Origin of the sequence: Rothia sp. HMSC065C12 (assembly GCF_001812085.1) — a bacterium.
GTDB lineage: Bacteria > Actinomycetota > Actinomycetes > Actinomycetales > Micrococcaceae > Rothia > Rothia mucilaginosa.
Map to the genome: position 1 here is coordinate 60,398 of NZ_KV807673.1, position 25,826 is coordinate 86,223.

Consider the following 25,826-nt stretch of genomic DNA (forward strand, 5'->3'; position numbering starts at 1 on the left):
TCACGTGATTACGTAATCACGTGAATACGTGAATACGTATATTAGGAGAACTTGATATGAGCAAAAAAGACGACAAAAAGCCGTCAGAGAGCGGCAGGCGAACGAAGCTAACGCTCTCCGTGACGGCGGAGGATAAGAAGAGATTGAAAATCATTGCAGCTAAGAGGGAGAAATCTATCTCAATGATGCTGCATGAGTGGATTGAGAAAAATGCTGAGGAGGCTGAAGAGTAATGGCAAAGAAGGAAGCAAAGACCGACCTTTGGGTCGCAAAGCAGCTTGATGAGTGCGGTATCAAGTATGACCCTCAGGGGAGCACCATTAAGGAAATCGACGATGCGCTGAAGACGGCATCAAAGCGAGGAACTGGCAAGGCTGGCTATCCCGAGTACGTCGCTGTCATCAGTGATTTTGTGCTTGTAATCGAAGATAAGGCTGCGCTTGACAAGCATGTCAATCTGACCGACAAGGGCGTGATTGACACTGAGGTCAAGTCCGTGACTGATTATGCGGTTAATGGTGCCTATTTTTACGGAAAGCACATTGCCCAGAAGAGCGCCTTTAAGAAGGTGTTTGCAGTCGGAGTTTCTGGTGATGAGAAGCATCACAAGATTACGCCACTTTGGGTTGATGACCGTGAGGGCTACAAGCAGTTGCCGGATGTTGAATCGTTCGTCTGGTTCTCGCCAGGAAACATCAACGAGTACTACACGAGGTACGTTCTGGAAGAGGCTACCGATGTTGAAAAGACGACGGAGCAGATTCTTAAGGACGCTGCTGAGCTTCACGAGTATTTGCGTACATACGGCACGCTGAAAGACCAGGACAAGCCGTTGGTTGTCGCTGGTATCCTGCTGGCACTGGATGAAATTGAATTTGGTGGTTTCAGCGTCGATTCGCTGACCGGAGACCAGATTGCAGGCAACCGCGATGGCGACAAGCTGATGAACGCCATTAAGACGCGCCTGACCCGCTCCAATGTGGGGCCAGATGCGAAGAAGGACAAGCTTCTTGCGGAGTTCGCCATCTTGCAGACCAGTTTCAGATTGAACGAGGTCAATAAGACGCTGGGCAAGACGCCGCTGAAGTTCTACACGGAGTTTTTGTACGAGCACGTCTTCAAGAACATCAAGTACCAGAAGACCTCCGAGGACTTCATCGGTCGCTTCTATGGCGAGTTCATGAGCTATTCTGGCGGCGACGGACAGACGCTGGGCATCATCCTGACGCCTCATCACATTACGGATTTGATGTGCGATTTGGTGGATATCCAGCCTGACGACGTGGTGCTCGACCCGACGTGTGGCACGGCGGGATTCCTGATTTCCGCTATGCATAAGATGCTTTCCATGGCGGACAGTGACCAGCAGAGAAAGAACATCAAGACGAAGCAGCTTCACGGCTTCGAGCTTCAGAGCAACATGTTTGCCGTTGCTGCTACGAACATGATTCTGCGCCGTGACGGCAACAGCAATCTCGAATGCAGCGACTTTCTGGCCAAGAACCCGGCACTGGTGCAGATGAAGGGCGCGACGGTCGGGCTGATGAACCCGCCGTACTCGCAGGGTACGAAAGCAGACCCGAGCCAGTACGAGCTGTCGTTTATCAAGCATATGCTGGATTCTCTGACGACGACCGGAGCGCGTGCGGCTGTCATTGTTCCCCAGTCATCCATGACTGGTAAGTCAAAGGCAGAGCAGGCATTCAAGGATGCCATCATGAAAAATCACACACTTGAGGGCGTTATCACTTGCAACACGGACACGTTCTACGGTGTGGGCACGAACCCGGTTATCGCTGTATTCACGGCGCATGAACCGCATCCGAAGGACAAGGTATGCAAGTTCATTGATTTCAGGGATGATGGCTACGAGGTGAGGGCACACGTCGGATTGGTCGAGGGTGATTCTGCCAAGGATAAGCACCAGCACTTGCTGGATGTGTGGTTCGGGCGCGTTGAGGCACCGTCGAAGTTCTGTGTCGAATCAACGGTTGAACCGGATGACGAGTGGCTGCACAGCTTTTACTACTTTAACGATGAGATTCCGACCGATGCCGACTTCGAGAAGTCTATCGGCGACTATCTGACGTTCGAGTTCTCCATGGTCATGCAGAACCGCGAGTATTTGTTTGAGGAAGGTACTGATGATGAAAAGACTAACTGAGAAGGAATGGAAGCCGATTAAAATCATCGACATTTTCGAGACAATAAAGCCTGGAAAAATTTCTCAGGCAAATCAGTTCGAGAAAGTATCAAATGGTGGAGTAAATTATATTGCAGCTACAAATCGCAATAACGGTGTCTTGTACCATTTAGAACCATCTGAAGATTTAAAGAAAAAGGTTCAAGCTGGAAATTGTATTGGCTTTATTAAAGATGGTGATGGCTCAGCAGGTTATGCGATTTATAAGCATGAACCATTTGCCTCAACTGTAAATGTTATCTATGGGTATGCCGATTGGCTCAATCGCGAAAATGGTCTATTTTTCGTTGCTGCGCAGGACATGATAGAAGACAAATACAGCCACGGTTATAAACGCAATCTGCAGCATCTTCGCGGGGATAAGGTCATGCTTCCTGTCGATGACAAGGGCAATCCTGACTATGCCTACATGACGCTTTACTCCGCTGAAGTGAGGGGGGGGTATGCTCATGCGGTATAAGAACTTCATCGCTGGGCAGCTCTCCCAGTTGGAGCACAGGGATATTCCGGCTCTTCATGAGAAGGAATGGGGGCATTTTCTCATCCCCGATGTTTTTCCGAATATACAACGGGGAAAGCGTCTGAAGAATGCTGACCATGTGCCGGGCATTATCCCCTATGTCTCATCGACGGCAAAGAATAATGGTGTTGATGATTACGTCATGGCAACAGCAGGTACGCGCTCTTTCAGTGACTGCATTAGTCTTGCAAACAGTGGGAGCGTTGGAACAGCGTTCTACGAACCGTTTGAGTTCGTCGCGAGTGACCATGTGACAAGCCTGAAGCGTGAGGGCACGTCGAAGTTCGTGTATCTCTTCCTCGCAACGACAATCGAGAGGCAAGGCTCAAACTTCAACTTCAACCGCGAGATAAACGACGCAAGGATCAAGAAGATGCAGGTGATGCTCCCCGTTACTGATGAGGGCAAGCCTGACTACAAGTACATGGAGCAGTATGCGAAGAACATGATGCTCAAGAAGTATGAGCAGTATCTGGCGTTCATTGACCGCCAAAGCTCAGCTGAGGAGGTGAATGTATAGACGGCCAAGACTGAATTTTTCCAGAACGACAACAACCTAGCTATCGCCTACTACCGCTTTTCGAGGACGAGCACAGCATCAAGGCGTATTTCATGAAGTTCGCAAACGCGGACTTTGAAAATCCAGAGACGCGCAGGATGCTATTCGAGTACTTCGTAGATAAAATCTATCTGTATGAGGACAGGCTCGTATTCATATCGTGGTACTCAGAAGAGAATCGCGAGGTGCCTTACGAGGCGCTGAACGGAGACGACGAGGGGAGACCGTCGAGTTCGATTGCTTCCCCTTTGGCTCCACGATCTCCCAACCGTCCGCTATCCCGTATGGGGTGCGGCGGTGATTATCGGTTCCAATCCAGAGGAAGAACCGCGGTAGGTTTCTACCACCCGGCAGGACGCCCCACGGCGTCACCTGCCGGGTATTTTGTCTGTATTGTCGGTCTGTTTTGGGGTGTACCGGCGTGTCCGAGGGTGCTCAGGTGACCGCATTGTAATGAGAACGTCATCAGAGAAGACGAAAACGCACCCTATGGCGTAGTATCGAAGGGTAAATATCGTTGTTCGGCGTTGATTGTTCATTCAATCTCACCGGCAACATTCGAGAGCAACCACAGAGCCACCAAACGAGCCACAGAATAGCCGGTCATAGGGACGCCACCGCTACGACGCGGTAGCTACATACCCGCTATGACGACCACTCAAGGACACACCATGGAAAACCAGATTCCCGCCCCCTCCTTCCCGGAGCAGAACAACGCAAACTCCCCGCAGCCGGTACCTGCTGGCGTAGCACCCGGCGCTCCCCTCGGCGCAGCACCCGCACCCGCCCTGGGCGTGGCACCCGCTAACGTGCGCGACCGCGACGACAGCTACCAGCGCATCCCGGACATCTACCGGGTGCCGGCTGAGCACCGCCGCCCCTACGGCGAGACCACCGGTGATTTCCGCGGCCCCGGCTACTTCTACTCCATCGGCGCGTTCGGCGCTTCCCTGGGCGCCCTGGCGCTGACCCTCTACGCGTGGGTTCAGGTAGCGGCACTCCACTCTGAAGCAACGCTCAACTCCCGCGGCTATAGCTCCTCTGCGTATAGCTCCGGTTTGAGCCCCAACATCATGGTGATTGCTCTGCTGCTCGTGGGCCTGATCCCGGTCGGTGTTTCCATTTGGCTTGCCATCTACTCGGCGAAGGTGAACGCCGGTCACGTCACCAAGTACACCTCGAAGATGACGACCTTCAACATTCTGGCGTACATCATCTCGGGTCTGAGCCTGCTGGGTCTGCTCGGCACCCTCACCATGCTGTCCTAAAACTGACAACGCTTGCTCTCATAGCGATACATAGCGAGGCGGCGGCTTTCCACTTACCGGAAAGCCGACGCCTCGCTATATTGTCACCGTCACCGGGGAGGGGGGGAGTGCAGGCTAGGGTTGGGGCGCGAGCGCCTCCAGCACCTGCTGCTGGACCGCCGCCGTATTACTTGCCACCAGGGACACCGGGTGCACACCGGCGGCTGAAACGCCCGCGTTCTCGGGCAGGTCGCCCTCCAGGGTGGAGGCGACGCCGCCAGCCTCACGAATCAGCGGCAGTAGCGCCGCCACCTCATAGAAAGACAGGGATGCGTCCACGACGGTGTCCACGGCACCCTCAGCGAGCATACACGCCGCCCAGAACGAACCGTACGCACGGGAACGACCCACGCAGCCCAGAAGCTGTACAAGCTCGCCAGAGCGGTCCACAGCACCTTCAGAGGCAGCTTTCCAGGAGGAGAGGTCGGTGTACGCGGCAGACAGCTGATCCAGCTGAGTCAGCGAAGACACCTCAAGACGAGTCGCCTGCGCCAAAGACTTACCCGTGTACGCGCCCGAACCGTGAGCAGCCCACCAGCGGCGACCCAGCGCGGGTGCAGATACCACACCCACCACCGGCTCACCCTGATCCAGCAGAGCAATCAGAGTCGCCCACACCGGCACGCCGCGGCGAAAATTATCCTGCTCAGCAATCGGCGCAATCACCCACTGGCGCGCCGCCTGACCGTTATAGCCAGCATGCGCACCGGCAATACCGTCACGAGTACGCACACGCGACAGCTGCGCGCGCAGAAGCTCCTCAACCTCCTGAGCCACATCCGAAGCGTAATCGGCAGGCTCCTGCACCTGCGGTTCCGCGGGCTGCTGAGTAGCCTGCTGCCACGGCGCCAACGGTGCCGCGGCGGGTGCCGCCTCCGCGGGCTCTACCGACTCGGATGCGGGGGAGAAGACCGGGCGGTTACGAAAACGCATGGCGCTCACACGATCGACGCTATCGGCAAGAATATGCGCAAGACGCAAATCGTCGGTGTACTGCTGGGGACGGCTCATAGTAATGCTCTTCTTCAGTATTCGGTGATGTAGTCAGCAAAAATGTGTGTGCAGTGCTGTGTGTAATGCAGGGCAGAGAACCTAGACGAGAGCGCCCAGTTCCTTCTCCGAATCGCCCTCTTCAGGAGTCAACAGCAGCAGCTTACGCAAAGACTCCAGGCGGGCGGGACCGCTCTCACCGGCGTGACCGGCAGCAACGTACGCCTCCAGACCGCACTCGGGAGCCTGCGCCGCGTGAGTACACGCCTTCGGACAATCCGCCGCACCCGGCGCCAAATCCACGAACGCCTCCACCACGGTCTCCGGCGGCACATGCGCCAGACCGAAAGAACGAATACCCGGAGTATCAATAATCCAGGTGCCCGGCTCCATCGGATCGCCATTCGCATTCACCGGACGCAACGCCAACGCCGACGAGGAAGTATGGCGGCCACGACCCGTCACCGCGTTCACATGACCGGTCGCACGCTCAGAGCCGGTCAGCGCATTCACCAGGGTCGACTTACCCACACCCGAATGGCCCAGAAGCACCGAAACCTGACCCAACAGCTCCTGCAGAAGCTCCTGAACCGGTGCCGACTCCAAACCGGCAGCGCCCTCCTGACTCGGCGCCAAACCATCCGAAGACGAAGACAGCACAATCTTCAAACCGCTCGCCGCATAGTAATCCAGCAGGTTCTGCGGGTACCGCACATCGGTCTTCGTAATGCACAGGATCGGCTCAATCCCGGCGTCAAACGCAGCCACCACGGCACGGTCAATGAAGCCGGTGCGCGGCTCCGGGTTCGCCGCAGCAACCACAATCACCAGCTGCTGAGCATTTGCCACGACCACGCGCTCCGACGGGTCGGTGTCATCGGCACTACGGCGCAGAATCGAGGTGCGCTCACCCAGACGCACAATGCGCGCCAGGGTATCCTTCGCACCGGAGGTGTCACCTACCAGGTCCACAAAGTCGCCGGTTACAATCGCGGTGCGGCGCAGCTCCTTAGCACGCGCCGCAATGAGGGTACGCTCCTTCTCGGTACCCTCATCAACGACGACCGACCAGCGGCCGCGGTCCACCGTAATGACCCTGCCACGAATCGCTTCTTTGAAGGTCGGGCGGTCCTTCGTGCGGGGGCGGGAGCCCTTCTTGTTCGGGCGCACGCGCACATCCGACTCGTCCCATTCGGAGAAATCGCGCACGTTCATGCGGGAAGAACCCATTTAGAAGACCTCCTGGTCGGCGGTAACGTCAGAGGCGGAAGCGCCGGTCTGCCATTGCGCCAGCATGTCCTCCCACATTGCGGTAAATTCGGGCATGGTCTTAGCGACGGTGGCTACGTTCTGCACCACCACATTGGGGCGGCGCAAACCAATAATCGCCGCGAAGGTTGCCATACGGTGATCGTCGTAGGTGCGCGCCAGAACCGGCGCAGCCTCAGCGGTAGCGGGGATGGGCGCCTCGATCACCAGCGAATCGGCGGTGTCGTGGGCGGTACCTCCCAGGCGGTTAATCTCAGCGGCGAGCGCGGCGAGGCGGTCCGTCTCATGACCGCGCAGATGCGCAATGCCGGTCAGCTCAACGCGGCCCTTCACGAAAGCGCAGGCAGCCGCCATGGTCGGTGCCAGCTCGCCACCTGCAGACAGGTCAAAGGAGAAGTCCCCCTCGGGAAGCTGCGCCGGACCGGTCACGGTCAGACGGCCCTCAGCGTAGCGAACCTGCGCACCCAGCGCGGGCAGAAGCTCACGCCACATATCGCCCACCTGGGTCGTACCCGCCGAAGAATCAGCCGCGGGTGCCGGCCAGTGAGGAATAGTCACCGATTCGCCGGTAACCACGGCGGCGGCAAGGAACGGACCGGCATTCGACAGATCCGGCTCAATGGTCATCTCAAAGCCGGAGAAAGAACCGGGGTGAACCGTCCAACGGTACTCGCCGCCCTCTGCTTCGTTGCCTTGGTTCGGGTAGTGCTCCTGCACCCGAATACCCATCTGGCGTAGCGCCTCCACGGTCATCTGAATGTGCGGGATGGACGGCACCGAAGAACCCTCATGCACCAGCACCATGCCCTGCGGCAGGCGAGGCGCCATCAGCAACAGAGCCGAAACGAACTGGGATGACGTCGAAGCATCAATACGAACCACGGGCGCCTCAGAGACACCCTCTGCGCTCGCCAGACCGGGGGAGCGCAGTACGAAGGGCAGAGCGTTCTCGCCCTGCTCACATTCCACCTGCACACCCAGCTGACGCAGACCCTCCAGAACCGGACCCATCGGACGTTGACGAGCGTGCGGGTCACCGTCAAAAGCGAACTCACCCGGCAGCAGCGCCGCCAGGGCGGGCACAAAACGCATCACGGTACCGGCAAGACCACACTCAATTGACACGGTACGTGACTGAGCGGAATACGTTTCCACAAAGCTCAGGGGAGTGACCTTAACATCCGGACCGAACGGCGAATCGGTCGGCACCAGCTCAATACCCGCACCCAGCTGACGCAGCGCCTCAATCATCAGCGCCGAATCGCGCGAATGCAGCGGCGCACGCAAATACGAGGGGGAATCAGCCAGAGCAGCAAGCAACAGATAACGGTTCGTGAGCGACTTAGAACCCGGAATATGCACCAGCGCGTTCTTGCCAGCGGCTTCGCTGGAGGCGGGTGCCAGGGGAGCGGGCCAATCACCGGGGGAAAGCTGCACTGCTGCGTCGCTCATACATCCTCTTCTGGTTCAAATCATGGGGAGGGCGCAGACTCAGAGACGCTGCGCCGGTTAACGTCTACCCCTATTCTACCGGTTGAGGGTTTGCGAGCCGCTGAGGACTCCAGCGGTGAGATAGGCAACACGAACCAGACAGCGCGAACCAGACAGCGCGAACCAATCAATACGCGTGAAGGCGGCGCACCGTTATTGGTGCACCGCCTTCACTCATCATCAGATGTCTGTACCCCCAGTGGGGCAAGAGCCTGAGGCAGCTTAGAGGCTAGCCTCGGCGCAGAACTTCTGCACATCCTGCAGCAGACGCGCCTTCAGCTGCTCGGGCGCCTGCTGAGTGCACGAAGAACGCATCTTCTCACGAATCATCAGCTCAAAGTCCTTCACATCCGCGCAGTCGGGGCAGGCATCCAGATGCGTCTGAACCGTGCGCAGCTGCTCGGGGCTCAGCTCCCTATCGAGGAATTCGTAGAGGCGCTTGAGGGTCGCTGAGCAGGGCTGGCCGCCGCAATCCTCCAGCGGCTCAGAAGCCGCGGGGGCTTCGGGGACAGAAGAATTCTTGTCTGTGGTTGACATCGGGGTTCCTTTCACACGGAAGGTATAAAGCGTTAGGGGAGTCTAGCCCCAACCTCATGGGGGGCTAGCTCACGTGTAGAAGAGCGAAGCTAAGAATCCGCAGGCGCCTCGGAGCCAGAGCCCGCCGGAGGGGACTTTACGCCCTTGGCCGCCTTAGTGCCCTTAGTAGCCTTTGCCGGCTGCCCCTTAGCGCTCGCCTTTGCTACGGCTTTCGCCTCAGCCTTCGCTTCTACCTTTGCGATGGTCGACGGGCGCAGACCGTTCTCACGCGCATAATCGAGCAGCTTCTCACGCAGAATACGGCGGCCACGATGCAGACGAGACATCACCGTGCCCAGGGGGATATCCAGAATCTCCGCAATATCCTTGTACGCGAACCCCTCCACATCGGAGTAGTACACCACCATGCGGAAATCCTCAGACAGCTCGTTCAGAGCCTCACGAACCTCCGTATTCGGCAGGGCACTCAGCGCCTCCGCCTCGGCAGAACGCAGACCCACCGCATCATGCTCACCGGCCTGAGCCAGCTGCCAATCCTCCACCGTCTCACCCTGAGACTGCTGCGGCTCACGCTGACGCTTACGGTACAAATTGATGTACGTATTCGTCAGGATGCGGTACAGCCACGCCTTCAGGTTCGTACCCTCGGTGAACTGGTGGTACGAAGCAAAAGCCTTCATGTAGGTTTCCTGCACCAGGTCTTCAGCATCGGCAGAGTTGCGGCTCATCCGCAGGGCGGCAGCGTAGAGCTGATCCACATACTGCATAGCGTCCGCGGTAAAGCGTTCGCGCAGCTCGCGGGTATCCGCTGCGGTGTTGGTTTCAGCCATGTTTCTCCTCTACAGGAACGCGCCAGGCGTTCACTTCCATAACGTAGAATTCTTCTCTTTATTCCGCAGAATGCGCACAAACATCTGCGGGTAAAGCAAAACCCCGGGTCCGAATAATATCCGAAACGCCGGGGTTTTAAAGTGTATGCAAGATACCTTATGCGTTGGGGCGCTTACCGTGGTTTGCGCCGCCCTTACGACGGTCCTTGCGCTTACGACCGCGCTTGCTCATCAGAGCCTCCTTATAGTGTTCATGGATGCACGCCCCACCTTCGCGGTGCGTGCCCCCTATTACCTGCCCTAGCAGAGGCGGTCACCGAAAACCGGTGCTCCACGCTATAAGGGCAACGCCGTCTATTTTTTCATAGAAACGGCATGATTGCATCTTGGAACCGGGATATGAGCTAAAAAACACGAACTTTCTTCGCATCAGCTCACAACCCCAGCCGGGGGAGCGGGCTCTTAGCCGTGCTCAGGAATGTTCAGCCAGTTGTACCAGCCGCGGTGCAGAACCAGCCACGCCATCAGGCCGTAACCGGACTGACCCGGGCGACCGTCATTAGCGGCAAGGTCGTTGCGCCACTGCTCGTGGTGAAGCAACGGGTTGAACGTATCCACGTACACGTGGTTACGGCGGGTCACCACATCCGCGTATGCCGCCGACAGGTCAGCGATACGGCGGTTACGCTCAGCGTCCAGGGTCGGCGGCGGACCAACAACCAGAACCTTAATGTTGTTCTGCGACGCCATGTCCACAATGTTCGCCAGGTTCAAACGCGAACGAGCGCTGGTCAGACCCAAATCAATGTCAAAGGTCGACGGAGCAATAATGAGGCGGTTATCAGCACCGGGAACGAAGCGGCGGCGCGCCTCCTCGAACCAGCGTGCATTCAGCTGCTCGCTACCTTCATTGGGGGCGGCAAGGTTATATGCCGCAATGGATGCGGTGGTCTGCGGGGTGCGCGCCATAACACGGCCAAACCAGCCGAGGGTACGGGGATCGCCAACACCGGCGAGCAGGTCATCGCCGACTGCCACAATTCGAATATTGCGTTGCTCCACGGAATTCTTTCTTCTGCAGTATGCGCCCGCCGTGAGAGGCGGCAAGGCACGTGAGTAATAGTCTTTATATCTAGGATAAGCGCTTACCGGCCTCTTTTCGAACTTAATACCCTATCCGGTAAGCATCCGAGACTAAAAAACCCGTCTGCCCGCCAGAAACATCTGACGGGAAGACGGGTTTTGAAGAGCTAAATCATGAGCCGATCAGCTGTAGAAGACCTTAGCCTTCGAAGACCTGCTTGAGCAGAGCCTCAGCCTCAGCTGCGTGCAGCTTACCGGTACCGGCAGCCGGGGAAGCAGCTGCGGAGCGGGAAGCCAGGCGCATACGGCGGTCAATCAGCGGCTGCAGGTTGAGAGCCATGAACGGCCACTGACCCTGGTTAGCCGGCTCGTCCTGAGCCCACACAATGTCGGTAGCGTTCGAGTACAGAGCCAGCTGCTCCTTGATCTCCTGCTCGGGCAGCGGGTACAGCTGCTCCACCGAGACAATAGCGGTCTTGGTGTCGCCGCGGCGCTCGCGCTCAGCTTCCAGATCGTAGTAGAGACGACCGGATACGAAGACCACACGCTCAACCTGAGCCGGGTTAATACCCGAACGGTCACCAATCACCGGCTGGAACGAACCCTCGGTGAAGTCCTCAATGGAGGACGCAGCAGCCTTCAGACGCAGCAGCTGCTTGGGGCTGATCACCACGAGCGGCTTGTACGGACGGTGCTGAGAGTGGCGACGCAGCAGGTGGAAGTGCGAAGCCGGAGTCGAGGGGCAGGCAACAGTCATGTTGTTCTCAGCGCACAGCTGCAGGTAACGCTCAACACGAGCCGAGGAGTGGTCAGGACCCTGACCCTCGTAGCCGTGAGGAAGCAGCATAACCAGCGAGGAGCGCTGGCCCCACTTCTGCTCGGAGGAAGACACGAACTCATCAATGATGGTCTGAGCGCCGTTTGCGAAGTCACCGAACTGAGCCTCCCACACCACGAGCGAGTCGGGGCGCTCTACCGAGTAGCCGTACTCGAAGCCGAGAACGCCGTACTCAGAGAGGAAGGAGTTGTAGATACGGAACTTGCCCTGGTCCTCAGAGAGGTGCTCCAGCGGCGACCACTCTTCATCAGTGATGTGGTCGTGCAGAACAGCGTGACGCTGAACGAAGGTACCGCGCTGAACATCCTGACCGCTCATACGAACGTCGGTGCCCTCCATCAGCAGCGAACCGAAGGCGAGCAGTTCACCCATACCCCAGTTCACGTTGCCGGTGCGGCCCATCTCAACGCGCTGCTCCATGAGCTTCTTCAGCTTCTTGTGGACGGTGAAGCCCTCGGGAGCCTTACCGAACGCGTCAGCGATGTGCTGCAGAGTCTCACGGGAGATTGCAGTCTTACCGCCGTGAACGACCTCGGTGTTCTGCTGAGCAGCAGGCAGTTCCAGACCGGAAACGTGCGCGCCAGCAGGAGCCGGTGCCGAAGACTGAGTCTCGACGAAGATAGCGTCCAGCTTCGAGTGGTAGGAGTCCAGAACTTCGTCTGCCTCTTCCTGAGAGACATCGCCGCGACCGACCAGGTCCTGTGCGTACAGGGTGCGGGTCGAGGGCAGGACGTCAATATCCTGGTACATCTTCGGCTGGGTCATCGACGGATCGTCAGCCTCGTTGTGACCGCGGCGGCGGTAGCAAATCAGGTCAATGACAACGTCGCGACCGAAGCGCTCACGGTACTCGAATGCCAGGCGTGCGGCGCGAACCACTGCATCCGGGTCATCAGCGTTGACGTGGAAGACCGGAGCCTTGGTCATACGCGCAATGTCGGAGGCGTGGGTTGCGGTGCGGCCGTCGTTCGGCAGGGTGGTGAAGCCAATCTGGTTGTTCACCACAACGTGCACGGTGCCGCCGGTGGTGTACGCCTTCAGGTCAGCCATCTGCAGGGTCTCCATGACGATACCCTGGCCAGCGAACGCTGCGTCACCGTGAATCAGGATCGGCAGGACCGGGTGGCCCTCAACGCCCTGCTCACGGTAGACGTCCTGCTTAGCGCGGACGATACCCTCGAGCACGGTGTTTGCAGCCTCAAGGTGCGAGGGGTTAGCAGCCACGTACACCTGGGTCTGCTTACCGGAATCGGAAGTGAAGACACCCTCGGTACCGAGGTGGTACTTCACGTCACCGGAGCCACCCTCGTAGGGTGCTGCGGTGCCGGAGAACTCACGGAAAATCTGGGCGTAGGACTTACCAGCAATGTTGGTCAGCACGTTCAGGCGACCGCGGTGTGCCATACCAATGGCTACGCCCTTCAGGTCGTTGTTAGCGGCCTTGTCCAGAACAGCGTCCAGCAGCGGAATCAGGGACTCGCCGCCCTCCAGGGAGAAGCGCTTCTGACCCAGGTACTTGGTCTGCAGGAAGTTCTCGAATGCCTCAGCCTCAACCAGCTTGGAGAGAACACGCAGCTGCTCCTCGCGGGTGGGCTTAGCAACGCCGCGCTCCAGGCGCTCCTGGAACCATGCGCGAACCTCGGGGTCCTCAGAGTACATGTACTCAACGGACAGGGAGCCGGAGTATGCCTCGTGCAGGCGCTCCAGGATGGTGCGCAGCGGCAGACGCTCGGAACCGCCGAAGCCACCGGTCGGGTAGACGCGGTCCAGATCCCACAGGGTCAGGCCGTAGTTCTCCAGCTTCAGGTCCGGGTGCGAACGCATCTTGTAACCAACGGGGTTGGTTGCTGCGGTCAGGTGGCCGTGCACGCGGTACGCGTGAATCAGCTGCTGAATACGTGCAACCTTGGAAATCTCGTGAGCGTCATCGACGTGGTTGTCGCGTGCCCAACGAACCGGCTCGAAAGGAACCTTCAGGTCGCGGAAGATTGCGTCGTAGAAGTCGTCGCCGCCGAGCAGGTAGTGCTCAACCAGCTTCAGGAACTCACCGGAACCTGCACCCTGAATGACGCGGTGGTCGTAAGTGCTGGTCAGGGTGATGATCTTGGACAGACCCTGCTGGGTGATGAGCTTCTCGGACAGGCCGCGGAACTCAGCCGGGTACTCCAGCGCACCCACGCCGATGATGGCTGCCTGGCCCTTGGAGAGGCGGGGCACCGAGTGGACGGTACCGATACCACCGGGGTTGGTCAGCGAAACAGTGGTGCCGCGGAAGTCCTCAATGGTCAGCGCGCCGTTACGGCCACGCTTAACGATGTCGTTGTACGCATCCCAGAACTCGCGGAAGCTCAGCTGCTCAGCACCCTTGAGGTTCGGAACGACCAGGTTACGGGAACCATCGGGGCGGGGCAGGTCAATAGCCAGACCAAAGTTCACGTGTGCGTTGTGGATTGCAACGGGCTTGCCCTTCTCGTCCACACCGTAGGTCACGTTCATCGAAGGCATCGCTGCCACTGCGCGAATCACAGCGTAACCAATGATGTGGGTGAAGGAGACCTTGCCGCCGCGGGTGCTTGCCAGGTACTTGTTGATGGCAGCACGGTTCTCAATGAGCAGCTTCGCGGGGACCGCACGAACGGTGGTCGCGGTGGGGACAGTCAGCGACTCTTCCATGGTCGTGACAACTGCCTTAGCAGGGCCGCGGAGGGGGACAATCTTGTCTTCAACAGGTTCCACAGGTTCAGCCTTCTTGGTAGCAGCGGGAGGGGTGGGGTTAGCAGGCGCAGCCGCAGGCTTCGGTGCCGCGGGGGCGGGAGTTGCTACAGGTGCGGCAGGTGCAGCCGGTGCGGCGGGTGCCGCAGCAGGAGCTGCACTAGCGGTACCGGCGCCTCCCAGCGCCTTGTCGATGGTCTCAAAAATGGGCCACCATGAAGGGTCCACGAGGTTCTTGTCCTTCTGGTAACGCTCGTACTGTTCTTCAACGAACCATTCGTTACCGGCAAATTCCTCAGGCACCAGATGTTCTGGCAGATTTGGCACGTTAAACGCCTCTTCCAATTAGTGTGAATTTATCCGTCGCGTCCGGGACTCTCCCCGGCATAGACGACCCGCGTCTTCGAGGGGCGAATCATCACGCTGAGCATGTGCGCATCGCCTAAGATGGTGGCCGTATGTGCGGGGTGTGCACCGTACAAACCTGCCTAGCGTGCCGTGAACGTCGGGGTTCATCCGCTTGCATGGCGGCACACTCATGCTCCTATGTATAAGTGTAAAGAGAAGCACGGTGAACTTTCCAGCTCATCGCGCTATATCCGCAATGCAATTTTTCACTCTTAGGGATTAGCAATGAGCCGCGTGCGCAACAAGTACTGTCTTGCACTTGTGAGCAGGCACTCTACAGCACCGGGAAGAGACGAAACCTTCGCTAAAATATGGGGTATGGATGACCCTTTGAGTAAGACTCTGACTACTAGCCAGCGCAGGATACTGCCCGCGTACTCTGCGCAACACGGCACTGTAACACCCAAAAACACCACCTCCGATGCTCAGCATCTGGACAGCCTGACTGCGGGGCTACCCCGCCAAGCCCAAGGCGCCGCACACCAGCCGATGGAGGCGGTGGCTGAGTGGATCTGATTCTCCTACTCATCGGCCTGCTCCTCATCCTGGGCACGGGCTTCTTCGTTGCCGTAGAGTTCTCACTCGTGGCACTCGAAACCGCCACCGTGCAGCAGGCAAAGGACTCCGGCGATAAAGCAGCCGACGCCGTCCTGCGCTGCCTCAAAACCCTCTCCACTCAGCTGTCCAGCTGCCAGATCGGCATCACCATCACCACGCTGCTGACCGGTTACACCCTCGACGCCGCCATCAAGGCGCTCACCACCGGCGCCATCAGTAGCCTGGGTCTGCCCACCAGCGTGACCGACGTACTCACCCTGGTGCTGGCGATGCTCATCGCAACCCTGCTCTCCATGGTCGTCGGCGAACTGCTGCCCAAGGGCCTCGCTATCGCCGAACCCTACGATGTGGCGCGTCGAGTCGCCCCCGCGCAGCTCGCCTTCACCCGCGTCATGTCCCCGCTCGTGCGCATCATGAACGGCTCTGCCAACTGGATTCTCGGACGCTTCGGCATGGAAGCCAAGGAAGAACTCTCCGCGGCACGCACCCCCGAAGAGCTCTCCTCCATGGTTCGTCGCTCCGCAGAAGAAGGCACCCTCGACTCCGACGCGGCACGCTTCGTGGACCGCACCCTGCGCTTCTCCGAGCTGACCGCCTCCGAAGTCATGACCCCTCGCGGCCAGGTCTCCATGCTCGAAGACACCGCCCCCGTCACCGAGGTCATTGAACTGGCACGCTCCACCGGCCACTCCCGATTCCCGCTCTACAAGGGCGACCACGACAACATCGTGGGCGTCGTGCACGTGAAGAAGGCAGTCGGTGTTCCCCCGGAGGTACGTGAAACCCTCGAAGCCGGCGCCCTCGCAGAAGACGTGCTGCAGGTCCCCGAAACCCTGCACCTGGACGCGCTGCTCACCCAGCTACGCCAGGGCGCCCTGCAGCTCGCCGTAGTCCTCGACGAATACGGCGGAACCGCAGGCATCGCAACCCTCGAAGACCTCGTCGAAGAAATCGTCGGCGAAGTCTCCGACGAACACGACCGCGGCCGCACTGAACGCCCCCTACGCTACGGCAACGGCGACTGGGTGTTCTCCGGCCTGCGCCGCCCCGACGAAATCAACGCGCTCATCCCCGGACTCGAGGTTGAGGAAAGCTCCGAATACGAAACCGTCGGCGGCTTCATGATGGAACGGCTCGGACGCATCCCCGAAGTAGGCGACAGCGTCCCCGTAACCGGCGGTACCCTGCGCGTCGACACCCTCGAAGGCCGCCGCGTGGACCGCATCCGATTCACCCCCGCACCTAGCGCACAGGAACAGACCGAGAAGGGAGGCAACGCATGAACGACTGGGTAGCCATCGCACTGCTCGTCATCCTGCTCGCCGGAAACGCCTTTTTCGTCGCCGGTGAATTCGCCATCATGTCCACCCGACGAGCACAAATCGAACCGCTTGCTGAAGAAGGCAATAAGCGAGCGCAGACCGTCATCTACGCGCTAGAAAACGTCTCGCTCATGCTCGCCACCTGCCAGCTGGGCATCACCATCTGTTCCCTGCTGATCCTGAACGTCTCAGAACCGGCGCTGCACCACATGCTGGAGGTGCCCCTGCACCTGGTCGGCCTGCCCCATGCGATCGTGGACGTAATCGCCTTCGGCATCACCCTGATCCTGGTCACCTACCTGCACGTGATCTTCGGCGAGATGGTTCCCAAGAACGCCGCCGTGACCCTCGCCGCCCGCGGTGTGGCTCTCTGGATCGTGCCGACCCTGGTGACCTTCTCCAAGATCTTCGCCCCCGTAGTCGCCCTGCTGAACAACCTGTCCAATAAGCTGCTGGCGCTCATGAAAGTCGATGCGAAGGACGAAGTCGCCTCCACCTTCACCCTGGGCGAGCTGCAGACCATCGTGGCAACCTCAACCGCGGAAGGCACCGTGGAGGACGACGCCGGCGTGATTGAAAGCGCCCTTGAATTCACCGAGAAGGACGTCTACGAAATCATGGTGCCCGGCGATAAGCTCGTCACCCTGCCCTTCGGCAGCACCCCCGCCGAACTGGAACGTGCCGTGGCACGCAGCGGCTACTCCCGCTTCGTCATTACCGACAGCGACGGAACCTACATGGGCTACCTGCACGTGAAGGACGCCCTCGCCATCGCCCCCGAGCGGTTCGAGGAGCCCTTCCCCTGGTACAAGCTGCGTTCCCTGGACACGCTCACCCCGACCACCGATATTGACGATGCGCTCGCCTCCATGCAGCGTAGCCGAACCCATATCGCGCAGGTTATGGATGAGCACGGCACCACCCTCGGCGTGGTCTTCCTCGAAGACGTGCTGGAGGAGCTCGTTGGTGAAATCAACGACACCACCCAGGACGCGGTGCGTGAGCGTGTACGCCGACAGCAGGCGCGCGAAGCCCAGTAATAAGCCCAGTAGCCGCATCGTGAGATATCCCGAATAAAACAGGGAAATCTTGAACACACAGCCCGCCCGGTGCCCTCGTCACGGAGGGCGCGGGGCGGGCTGTTTTGCGGTCAAAAACGGCTTACGGATGCACCCAAGGGGCACTCTCAGACGGCGGGATGAAGCGGCAGTATAAAGTAGCGGTGGGGGAGCGCAGTAGGCTGAGCTAACTATCCCTGTTGCATAAGCTACTAACAGGGAAAAGGGTTGCCTAACAGCACCCAAATGACACCAATAAAGAGTTGTTTATACGGGTGTGCGCATGATGTAGTTAAGGAACCTACAGACTAGAACGAACCGAAAGAGAGCTCTCATGTCGCACCCGAAGATTACCCGCAAGCACTTCCTCACCGCAATGGGCTCACTCGCAGCGTCCTCCCTGCTGCTGGCAGGCTGCGCAACCGAGAACAGCCCCTCCTCCGGTTCGTCCTCCTCGGCTGGCTCCAACAAGGGCAAGGTGAAGGTCGTCGCCTCCACCGACGTCTACGCAGACATCGCCAAGCAGGTTGGCGGCGACTACATTGAGGTCACCGCGCTCATCGCCTCCACCAGCACCGACCCTCACTCCTACGAAGCCACCAGCGCCGACCGCCTCAAGGCAAAGGACGCATCCCTGATCGTCATCAACGGCGCAGGCTACGACCTGTTCCTCGAAGACCTCGCAGGCAAGGACAACGCCTCCCAGAAGATCGTGAACGCGGTCAAGGTCAGCGGCAAGCTCACCGACGCCGAATACACCCACCTGGTCGAGGACCACCGCGGCGGCGAACACCACGAAGACGGCGGCGACCACGCCCACGCACACGAGTTCAACGAGCACCTCTGGTACGACTTCGAAACCATGAAGAAGGTCGCCCAGAAGATCGCTGAAGAGCTCGCAGGCCTCGACTCCGCACACGCTGAGGCGTTCCGCACCAACGCATCCACCTTCTCCAAGGAACTGGACGCACTGGACACCACCGCCAAAGCAATCGCCGGTGAAGGCAAGAAGTACCTGTCCACCGAGCCCGTGCCGGACTACCTGATTTCCTCCACCGGCGCAGAGAACGCAACCCCCAGCGAATTCGCTGAGGCGGCAGAAGCCGGCAACGACGTCCCCGCCCTCGTCCTGAAGGAAACCAAGGACATGGTCACCGAGAAGAAGGTCCAGCTGCTCGCCTACAACGAGCAGACCTCCACCTCCCAGACCAACGAGGTACTGCAGGCAGCTAAGGACGCCTCGGTGAACTACGTATCCTTCACCGAAACCCTGCCGAAAAACACCAACTACCTGGCATGGATGAAGACCAACGTCAGCAACCTCGAAAAGGCGCTCTCCTAAGTGACTGACAACAATAACGGTGCCGCCCCCGCGATTTCCATTCGCGGGGGTAGCCTCGCTTTCGGGGCCCGCACCCTCTGGAAAGATCTAACCCTCGACATCGGCGCAGGCGAATACTTCGCCGTGCTCGGACCCAACGGCTCCGGCAAGTCCACCTTCCTCAAAGTCGTTCTCGGCTTGACCGGACTCAACGCCGGCGAAATCTCCGTGCTCGGCAAACCCGCACGCCTGGGCAACGCCGGCGTCGGCTACGTACCGCAGCAGAAGTCCATCCCCACCTCCACCCCGATGCGCGCCCGCGACCTCGTGGGACTTGGCGTGGACGGGCACCGCTGGGGCATCCGCCTGCACGGCCGCAAATACCGCGCCAAGGTTGACGAGCTCCTCGAAGCCGTCGGTGCGACCGAGTACGCGAACGTGCCGGTGGGTCTGCTCTCCGGCGGTGAGCAGCAGCGCCTGCGTATCGCCCAGGCGCTTGCGAACGACCCGAAGATTCTGCTGGCTGATGAGGCGCTACTCTCCCTGGACCTCAACCACCAGTACGCGGTGGCTGAGCTGATTCACCGGTTCAACCGTGAACGCGGCGTGGCGGTGGTGTTCGTGACCCACGAAATCAACCCCATCATTGAGCATGTGGATCGCGTGCTCTACCTGGCGAACGGCCGTTTCACGGTCGGGTCGGTGGAAGAGGTCATGACCAGTGAGACTCTCACCTCCCTGTACGGAACCCCGGTGAGCGTTCTCAAGTCTAATGGCCGTTACGTGGTGGTGGGTGAGACTCACGCCAGCGACCACTGCCATATTGAGGGCACCGACCAGAACATTCACGGCTCCCACCTGAAGTCTGGTCTTTCTGAACCGCAGCGCACCCTACACATTCCGGGAGGAACCACTCGATGACCATTCTTGCTTCCTTCCCCGCTCTGGCTCCGGTTGCCGCCGCGCAGAATGATTTGCTCTCCCGTATCTTCGTTTTTGACCGCTACGGCGAGCTGTTGCAGATGCTACAGAACTCCATTTTTGCTGGCGCTGTGCTGGGCCTTATCGGTGGTTTCGTCGGTATTTTTGTGATGATGCGCGACCATGCCTTTGCGGTGCACGGCGTCTCTGAAATGTCTTTCGCGGGTGCCGCCCTTGCCCTGTTGCTCGGCTATGACGTGGTGACCGGCTCTATGGTCGGTTCGATTGCCTCGGCTCTGCTGATTGCCTTTCTGGGCTCTAAGGCGAGCAACTCGAACTCGGTCATTGGTGCGCTCATGCCGTTCGGCCTGGGCTTGGGTATTCTCTTCCTCTCCCTGTACCAGGGCCGTAGCGCGAATAAGTTTGGTCTGCTGACCGGTCAGATTGTGTCCGTGGATGCCGACCAGCTGCACACCATGATTATTGGTGCGGTGGTTATTATTTCCCTGCTGGTGATGGTATGGCGTCCGCTGAGCTTCTCCTCCCTGGACCCGGAGGTCGCCCGCGCTAAGGGCGTGCCGATGCGCTTCCTGTCCCTGGTGTTCATGGTGATTCTGGGTATTGCTGTGGCGCTGTCGGTGCAGGTGGTCGGTTCGCTGCTGGTGCTGGCGCTGCTGATTACTCCGGCGGCTGCGGCGATGCAGGTAACGGCATCTCCGGTACGCACCCTGATTCTGTCGGTGCTGTTTGCGGAGGCGTCTATTGTGGGCGGTATTCTGCTGGCTCTTGCCGGTTCGCTGCCGATTAGCCCCTACGTGACCAGCATTTCCTTCCTGATTTACGTGGTGTGCCGTGTGATTGGTGGCGTGAAGCGCCGCCATAGCGCGTCGGGCCGCCAGCTGGCTGAGAAGGCATAAGACCTGTAGAAAGAGCCCCACCTCGGGAATGAGGTGGGGCTCTTTCGTTGTCGTGCTGTGTTAGCGCTACGGGTCATGTACCCGGTGCGCAATGCGGGCTCAACCTGTGTGGCGTTGTGTTGCCCTGTCCAGATGCCCTGTGTGTCGTGCTGTAGTGGCGTCGAAGATTTTTGAAGGCGCCGTATCCTTCGAGCAGAAGGGATTCCCCGGTGGGGGAGAGCTCCTCAGAATGAGGGGCTTAGAGGTTGCGGCTTAGCCTGCAACGTTAGCGTGCAGTGCCGCCCTGCGATTCTTCCTCGCGACGTGCCAAAGTGCAGTCCGGGCAGTAACCGGTCACTTCAACCACGTGCTCCAGCTCCGAGAAGCCGTGCTGCTTACCCATAGCCAGTGCCCAGTCCTCAAGAGCGGGTGCTTCCAGCTCAATGGCGGTGCCGCATCGGCGGCAGAGCAGGTGGTGGTGATGGTCCTTTACCTGGCAGTGGCGGTACAGGGTCTCACCCTCAACGCCCTTGACCGAGTCGAGCTCACCGGCGTTAGCCAGCGACTGCAGCACACGGTAGGTGGTTGCGAGAGAGACCTGTTCCTTGCGGTTCGCGAGGGTCAGGTGCAGATCCTGTGCTGAGATGAAATCGCCGAGCTCTTCCATGGTCGCCTTGATGATGCGACGCTGGCGGGTATTTCGGGCTTCGGCGGGCTTCGTAATTCTCCGTACGGGAATATGAGTGTCCATTGCTGAACCTTTCGGGGCGGAAATCCGCCCCATTGTGTGGTCGATCTTGTCTTACGACTTTACACTAGAGGCGTTCAAAAGGTGGTTGATTTGCGCTTTATCTCAAAAATTGAAGTCATCAACAGGCACGAATGAGGGTTAACGGTAGACTAAAACTATGAAAATGACGAAGTACACCCACTCATGTATCCGCCTTGAGAATGAGGGGCGCACCCTCGTTCTTGACCCCGGCAATTTTGCCGCAGAAGGCGAACACGCTACCGCGCTGGAAGACGCCGATTACCTGTTCGTGACCCACGCGCATCCGGACCATTTTGATGGCCCGTCGGTGCTACCGCTGATTGCTGAGCGTGCCGAGTCGCAGACCCCGTTGAAGATTTGGGCTCCCGAGACTGTCGCCCAGGTCATCAAGGAGGCTGTGCCCGCTGCCGAGGTTACCGTTGTTTCCTCTGATTCTGAGTTCAGCATCCCCGGTTTTGAGGTGAAGACCTACGGCGGTCAGCACGCCCTGATTCACCCGCTGATTCAGACCATCGCTAATGTCGGTTACCTGATTAACGGTGCCGTGTACCACCCGGGTGACTCGTTGGTGGTTCCGCACCGCGTGCGTGCGAATACCGTTCTGGTGCCGATTCACGCGCCCTGGTCGAAGGTTCAGGAAGTCATTGATTTTGTGATTGCGACCGGCGCTCAGCGTGTGGTTCCGATTCACAACGGCATGATTAACGCCAACGGCACCGGCATTATTGAGGGCTTGGTGACGAACTTCGGCGCGAAGTACGGCACTGAGCTGAAGCACCTGAACCCCGGCGAGAGCATTGAGGTTGAGGCGTAAGCCTGACCGTTGAGCTTCAAACGCGCCGACGACGGCGCATGAAGGAGATTATATTGTGAGCACGATTTTTACCAAGATTATTGAGGGCGAGATTCCCGGCCGCTTCGTCTGGAAGGACGAGCACTGCGTCGCCTTCCTGGACATCATGCCCCTGTCGGAAGGTCACCTGCTGCTCGTTCCCCGCGCTGAGGTCGACCGTTGGCCCGACCTGCCGGCTGAGCTGGCTGCGCACCTGTTCGCTGTGGCGCACAAGATTTCTGGTGCACTGGATCAGGCGTTTGATAAGGACCGTGTGGCTCTGATGATTGCGGGTTTCGACGTTCCGCACACCCACATCCACCTGTTCCCGGCTGACGGCATGGCTGATTACGATCCCGCTAACGCGAAGAAGGACGCGACCGCCGAAGAGCTGGATGCGGCCGCTGAGAAGGTGCGTGCCGCCCTGCGCGAGCGCGGCCACGGCGAGTTCGTGCCGGAGGCGTAAGCGCCCTTTACAGCGCGTATAAAGACGAAGGAGCCGCCCTCTACAGAACAGTAGAGGGCGGCTTCTTCGTTAAATATCCCGTTGCTATATCCCGGTATGGGAGAAGCTTAGTGCTTTTCAGCCTTGGAGATCTGGTCAGCCAGGTCCTCGGGGGAGAGGTTAGCGGAGGAGAACTCGGGGGTTAGCGGCAGGTGCAGCTGCAGGCCGGTACCGGGGCAAATCTCGACCTTTGCGGAGCGCAGCTTGAAGTCGACCACGTGGCCGCCCTGAACGTGCTCATCATCGATAAAGTGGGCGTGGCAGCCGGGCACCGAGATGCCCTGCTCGTAGATCGGGGTGCGGAAGCCAACAATCGTGCCGGTTACGTTATCGAACTGGACAATGTCCTCGTTCTCGGTGGCCGCAACCATCTTCGGGTAGGGCTTCTCCTGCTTGATGACGGTGCGGGTGCGGACCCATTCGAACTCGCCGTAAATCTTGATGGCGTACATGTAGTTCTTGGAGACGGTGAAGTCATCCAGAATCTGCGAGGCAGACTTACGGAGTAGGTTCTGCGGTAGTTCGCGCTTAATCATGGGCACGAAGTTGGTGACCACGGCGTAGGGGGTCTGCTGGCGCAGGTCGGGCAGGGACACGGAACCGTCGTGGCGTACCTGGTAGCAGACGCCGTCGAGGACGACCATTTCGCCGTCGAGGCCGTTGAAGGTACCCACACCGAAGTTGCCGTGGCTCAGGAGCTCACCGATGGTCATCTCGCCATCGTAGATGCCGTCCAGCAGCTGGGACATGAGGCCGGTCTGAAAAACTTCGTTACGGAAAACAGTTTCACCGTTTAGGATGGTCGGCTGATATGCCATGAGATTTCTCCTCGTTACAGTGGATGCGGCGTCAGACGGGTCGGTCGGTCATCGGCGATACTCGCCCTAACTGATGCTAAAAAGGGGAAGGGCGTCGGGGAGAACACGGCGTGTGATGTCGTTTCTCTAGGAATTCGTAGGTGACGCAGGCCGGGCGCACGCACTCTCATTGTACGCCTGTGCAGGAAGAACCCCGGGACTAGCGGGTACAACATCTTATGATGTGGCCTCTAGAGTGCTGAAAGCAGTCAACTGCACAAGGGCATAAAAATAGACTGGCATTCCCTCCGGTTGCACGACAAAAAGGGAGGGAACGCCAGCACCAAGAGCTTAGCCCTTAGAGCCGCTCTAAGCGCAACTAAGATACACGAGGCTCAACGAAGCAGAAAAATATTGGACACGTACTGTCGCCAAAAGTGCTACAGCAAGATAGAAATCCGTAGAGATATGCCCGAGCACACAACAACGACCCATACGTTCCCAGAGGAACATATAGGCCGTTGCCTGTTCTCCAGAACGCACCCCCTACAAGGGGCACCGTTCAGGAAGAAAGATTAGACGCCGTAGTACAGCTGGTACTCAAGCGGGTGCGGAACCAGCGAGAGCGGCTCCAGCTCGTTCTTACGCTTGTAGTCAATCCACGCCTGAATCAGGTCCTCGGTGAAGACGCCGCCCTCGAGCAGGAAGTCGTGGTCAGCCTCCAGAGCCGCCAGAGCCTCCTCCAGGTTAGCCGGAGCCTTCTTGATGTCCTTAGCCTCTTCAGCGGGCAGCTCGTACAGGTCCTTATCGATCGGTGCCGGCGGCTCAATGCGGTTGCGGATACCGTCCAGACCAGCCATCAGCTGAGCAGCGAATGCGAAGTAGGGGTTAGCGGAGGGGTCCGGTGCACGGAACTCCAGGCGCTTAGCCTTCGGGTTGGTGCCGGTAATCGGGATGCGGATACCGGCGGAACGGTTACCCTGCGAGTACACCATGTTGATGGGAGCCTCGTAGCCGGGAACCAGACGCTTGTAAGAGTTCACGGTCGGGTTGGTGAATGCCAGAACAGCAGAGGAGTGCTCAATCAGACCGCCAATGTACCAGCGTGCGGTGTCAGAGAGGTTAGCGTAGCCGCGCTCATCGTAGAAGAGGGGCTCGCCGTCCTGCCACAGCGACTGGTGGCAGTGCATACCGGAGCCGTTGTCACCGAACACGGGCTTGGGCATGAAGGTCACGGACTTGCCCCATGCGTCTGCGGTGCCCTTGATGACGTACTTGAACTTCAGCAGGTCGTCAGCAGCCTTGGTGAGGGTGTCGAACTTGTAGTTGATTTCTGCCTGGCCAGCTGCGCCCACCTCGTGGTGGCTACGCTCAACCTCAAGGCCAACCTCGTCCATTGCTACGCACATTGCGTCACGCAGGTCAGCTTGCTTGTCGACGGGGGAGACGGGGAAGTAGCCGCCCTTGACGGGGGTCTTGTTGCCCAGGTTGCCGCCCTCTTCCTTGCGGCCGGTGTTCCAGGGAGCCTCATCGGAGTCGATCTTGTAGAACACAGAGTTCGGCTCGACCTGGTAGCGGACGTCCTCGAAGACGAAGAATTCAGCCTCGGATGCGAAGAATGCGGTGTCTGCAATGCCGGTGGACTGCAGGTACGCCTCGGCACGCTCAGCGACACCGCGGGGGTCACGGTGGTAGGGCTCGCCGGTGCGGGGGTTCACGATGGAGCAGATGATGACCAGGGTCTTCTCGATGCGGAAGGGGTCAACGTACGCGGACTGAACGTCGGGAATCAGCTGCATGTCGGACTCTGCAATGCCCTGGAAGCCGCGAATGGAGGAGCCATCAAAAAGCTGGCCGTTGACGAAGAAATCGTCATCAATCGCCTTAGCGGGCAGGTTGAAGTGCTGCTGCACGCCGGGCATGTCGGTGAATCGGATATCAACGAAGACTACTTCTTCGTTCTTGATAAAGTCGAGAACTTCCTGGGGGCTGGTAAACATGAGGACTGCTCCTTGTTCGACTGACGGTGCAGGAGGGTATCTTCCCTCATCACATTCAGTCTTTGGTTTAGTTTTTGGCCGCGGGCAAAACCCTGTG

Annotated in this window: 24 protein-coding genes; 13 read left to right on the forward strand and 11 right to left on the reverse strand. The window is 59.0% G+C overall.

The features are described from left to right. Nucleotides 1-56 precede the first annotated feature (56 nt). The 5 genes from HMPREF2836_RS09300 to HMPREF2836_RS02675 all read left to right on the forward strand — a co-directional run bounded on the left by HMPREF2836_RS09300 (nucleotide 57) and on the right by HMPREF2836_RS02675 (nucleotide 4,550). On the forward strand, nucleotides 57-233 hold the full coding sequence (locus HMPREF2836_RS09300) for a hypothetical protein (RefSeq protein ID WP_168163648.1): 177 nt from the start codon (nucleotides 57-59) through the stop codon (nucleotides 231-233). Beyond that, nucleotides 233-2,164: an HsdM family class I SAM-dependent methyltransferase gene (locus tag HMPREF2836_RS02665; RefSeq protein ID WP_070629387.1), complete on the forward strand. Its 1,932-nt coding sequence runs from the start codon at nucleotides 233-235 to the stop codon at nucleotides 2,162-2,164. Before HMPREF2836_RS09300 ends, HMPREF2836_RS02665 begins: the two co-directional genes overlap by 1 nt. Then, the gene (locus HMPREF2836_RS09080) at nucleotides 2,148-2,663 is read left to right on the forward strand and encodes a restriction endonuclease subunit S (protein ID WP_168163649.1); all 516 of its coding nucleotides are present in this window, start codon (nucleotides 2,148-2,150) and stop codon (nucleotides 2,661-2,663) included. The genes HMPREF2836_RS02665 and HMPREF2836_RS09080 overlap by 17 nt, the downstream gene beginning before the upstream one ends. After that, nucleotides 2,653-3,243 (forward strand): restriction endonuclease subunit S, encoded by a 591-nt coding sequence (locus HMPREF2836_RS09085; RefSeq protein WP_168163650.1) that lies wholly within the window; start codon nucleotides 2,653-2,655, stop codon nucleotides 3,241-3,243. Before HMPREF2836_RS09080 ends, HMPREF2836_RS09085 begins: the two co-directional genes overlap by 11 nt. 686 nt (nucleotides 3,244-3,929) lie before the next feature. Continuing rightward, complete coding sequence (locus HMPREF2836_RS02675) at nucleotides 3,930-4,550, forward strand: hypothetical protein (protein WP_246822805.1); 621 nt, start codon at nucleotides 3,930-3,932, stop codon at nucleotides 4,548-4,550. Between the two features lie 114 nt (nucleotides 4,551-4,664). On the opposite strand, the gene HMPREF2836_RS02680 is transcribed toward HMPREF2836_RS02675, so the two are convergent. The 8 genes from HMPREF2836_RS02680 to HMPREF2836_RS02710 form a co-directional block, all read right to left on the reverse strand. Next, nucleotides 4,665-5,600: an inositol monophosphatase family protein gene (locus HMPREF2836_RS02680; RefSeq protein WP_070629389.1), complete on the reverse strand. Its 936-nt coding sequence runs from the start codon at nucleotides 5,598-5,600 to the stop codon at nucleotides 4,665-4,667. A gap of 81 nt (nucleotides 5,601-5,681) precedes the next feature. Beyond that, entirely contained in the window at nucleotides 5,682-6,809 is a 1,128-nt protein-coding gene (gene rsgA, locus HMPREF2836_RS02685) for a ribosome small subunit-dependent GTPase A (protein WP_012903240.1), read from the reverse strand. Beyond that, nucleotides 6,810-8,300: a 3-phosphoshikimate 1-carboxyvinyltransferase gene (aroA, locus tag HMPREF2836_RS02690; RefSeq protein WP_070629390.1), complete on the reverse strand. Its 1,491-nt coding sequence runs from the start codon at nucleotides 8,298-8,300 to the stop codon at nucleotides 6,810-6,812. Nucleotides 8,301-8,561: 261 nt separating this feature from the next. Then, nucleotides 8,562-8,876 carry a mycothiol system anti-sigma-R factor gene (gene rsrA / locus HMPREF2836_RS02695; RefSeq protein ID WP_070629391.1) on the reverse strand — a complete coding sequence of 105 codons (315 nt, stop codon included), beginning with the start codon at nucleotides 8,874-8,876 and terminating at the stop codon, nucleotides 8,562-8,564. A gap of 89 nt (nucleotides 8,877-8,965) precedes the next feature. Further along, on the reverse strand, nucleotides 8,966-9,706 hold the full coding sequence (locus HMPREF2836_RS02700; RefSeq protein WP_070629392.1) for a sigma-70 family RNA polymerase sigma factor: 741 nt from the start codon (nucleotides 9,704-9,706) through the stop codon (nucleotides 8,966-8,968). Between the two features lie 157 nt (nucleotides 9,707-9,863). Then, on the reverse strand, nucleotides 9,864-9,938 hold the full coding sequence (locus tag HMPREF2836_RS09510; RefSeq protein WP_095343185.1) for a 50S ribosomal protein bL37: 75 nt from the start codon (nucleotides 9,936-9,938) through the stop codon (nucleotides 9,864-9,866). A gap of 230 nt (nucleotides 9,939-10,168) precedes the next feature. Then, nucleotides 10,169-10,768, reverse strand: coding sequence for a GDSL-type esterase/lipase family protein (locus tag HMPREF2836_RS02705; RefSeq protein ID WP_005505446.1), 600 nt, complete (start codon nucleotides 10,766-10,768; stop codon nucleotides 10,169-10,171). A gap of 220 nt (nucleotides 10,769-10,988) precedes the next feature. Then, a complete protein-coding gene (locus tag HMPREF2836_RS02710) occupies nucleotides 10,989-14,666 on the reverse strand; it encodes a multifunctional oxoglutarate decarboxylase/oxoglutarate dehydrogenase thiamine pyrophosphate-binding subunit/dihydrolipoyllysine-residue succinyltransferase subunit (protein ID WP_070629393.1) in 3,678 nt (1,225 codons plus the stop codon). A gap of 411 nt (nucleotides 14,667-15,077) precedes the next feature. Between HMPREF2836_RS02710 and HMPREF2836_RS09350 the strand changes: the two genes are divergently transcribed. The 6 genes from HMPREF2836_RS09350 (at nucleotide 15,078) to HMPREF2836_RS02740 (ending at nucleotide 20,844) form a co-directional block, all read left to right on the forward strand. Next, complete coding sequence (locus HMPREF2836_RS09350; RefSeq protein ID WP_141762572.1) at nucleotides 15,078-15,263, forward strand: hypothetical protein; 186 nt, start codon at nucleotides 15,078-15,080, stop codon at nucleotides 15,261-15,263. After that, nucleotides 15,254-16,588 (forward strand): hemolysin family protein, encoded by a 1,335-nt coding sequence (locus HMPREF2836_RS02720; RefSeq protein ID WP_070629394.1) that lies wholly within the window; start codon nucleotides 15,254-15,256, stop codon nucleotides 16,586-16,588. Before HMPREF2836_RS09350 ends, HMPREF2836_RS02720 begins: the two co-directional genes overlap by 10 nt. Further along, nucleotides 16,585-17,667: a hemolysin family protein gene (locus HMPREF2836_RS02725; RefSeq protein ID WP_070629395.1), complete on the forward strand. Its 1,083-nt coding sequence runs from the start codon at nucleotides 16,585-16,587 to the stop codon at nucleotides 17,665-17,667. The genes HMPREF2836_RS02720 and HMPREF2836_RS02725 overlap by 4 nt, the downstream gene beginning before the upstream one ends. A 352-nt stretch (nucleotides 17,668-18,019) precedes the next feature. Then, nucleotides 18,020-19,027, forward strand: a complete 1,008-nt coding sequence (locus HMPREF2836_RS02730; RefSeq protein ID WP_070614971.1) for a metal ABC transporter solute-binding protein, Zn/Mn family — start codon at nucleotides 18,020-18,022, stop codon at nucleotides 19,025-19,027. After that, nucleotides 19,028-19,927, forward strand: a complete 900-nt coding sequence (locus HMPREF2836_RS02735; RefSeq protein WP_049327709.1) for a metal ABC transporter ATP-binding protein — start codon at nucleotides 19,028-19,030, stop codon at nucleotides 19,925-19,927. Then, nucleotides 19,924-20,844 carry a metal ABC transporter permease gene (locus tag HMPREF2836_RS02740; protein WP_060824572.1) on the forward strand — a complete coding sequence of 307 codons (921 nt, stop codon included), beginning with the start codon at nucleotides 19,924-19,926 and terminating at the stop codon, nucleotides 20,842-20,844. The genes HMPREF2836_RS02735 and HMPREF2836_RS02740 overlap by 4 nt, the downstream gene beginning before the upstream one ends. A 265-nt stretch (nucleotides 20,845-21,109) precedes the next feature. Here HMPREF2836_RS02740 and HMPREF2836_RS02745 read toward each other — a convergent pair whose 3' ends face one another. Further along, nucleotides 21,110-21,574, reverse strand: a complete 465-nt coding sequence (locus HMPREF2836_RS02745) for a Fur family transcriptional regulator (RefSeq protein ID WP_060824573.1) — start codon at nucleotides 21,572-21,574, stop codon at nucleotides 21,110-21,112. 157 nt (nucleotides 21,575-21,731) lie between these two features. On the opposite strand from HMPREF2836_RS02745, the gene HMPREF2836_RS02750 reads away from it, so the two are divergent. Both HMPREF2836_RS02750 and HMPREF2836_RS02755 read left to right on the forward strand, forming a co-directional pair. Then, the gene (locus tag HMPREF2836_RS02750) at nucleotides 21,732-22,409 is read left to right on the forward strand and encodes an MBL fold metallo-hydrolase (protein WP_060824574.1); all 678 of its coding nucleotides are present in this window, start codon (nucleotides 21,732-21,734) and stop codon (nucleotides 22,407-22,409) included. A 55-nt stretch (nucleotides 22,410-22,464) separates the two neighbouring features. Further along, nucleotides 22,465-22,893 carry an HIT family protein gene (locus HMPREF2836_RS02755; protein ID WP_049342167.1) on the forward strand — a complete coding sequence of 143 codons (429 nt, stop codon included), beginning with the start codon at nucleotides 22,465-22,467 and terminating at the stop codon, nucleotides 22,891-22,893. Nucleotides 22,894-23,000: 107 nt separating this feature from the next. Here the strand turns inward: HMPREF2836_RS02755 and budA are convergent, their stop codons facing one another. Together budA and glnA are read right to left on the reverse strand one after the other, a co-directional pair. After that, complete coding sequence (gene budA, locus HMPREF2836_RS02760; RefSeq protein ID WP_005508614.1) at nucleotides 23,001-23,750, reverse strand: acetolactate decarboxylase; 750 nt, start codon at nucleotides 23,748-23,750, stop codon at nucleotides 23,001-23,003. 554 nt (nucleotides 23,751-24,304) lie between these two features. Continuing rightward, on the reverse strand, nucleotides 24,305-25,729 hold the full coding sequence (glnA, locus tag HMPREF2836_RS02765) for a type I glutamate--ammonia ligase (protein WP_005508615.1): 1,425 nt from the start codon (nucleotides 25,727-25,729) through the stop codon (nucleotides 24,305-24,307). Nucleotides 25,730-25,826: the final 97 nt, after the last annotated feature.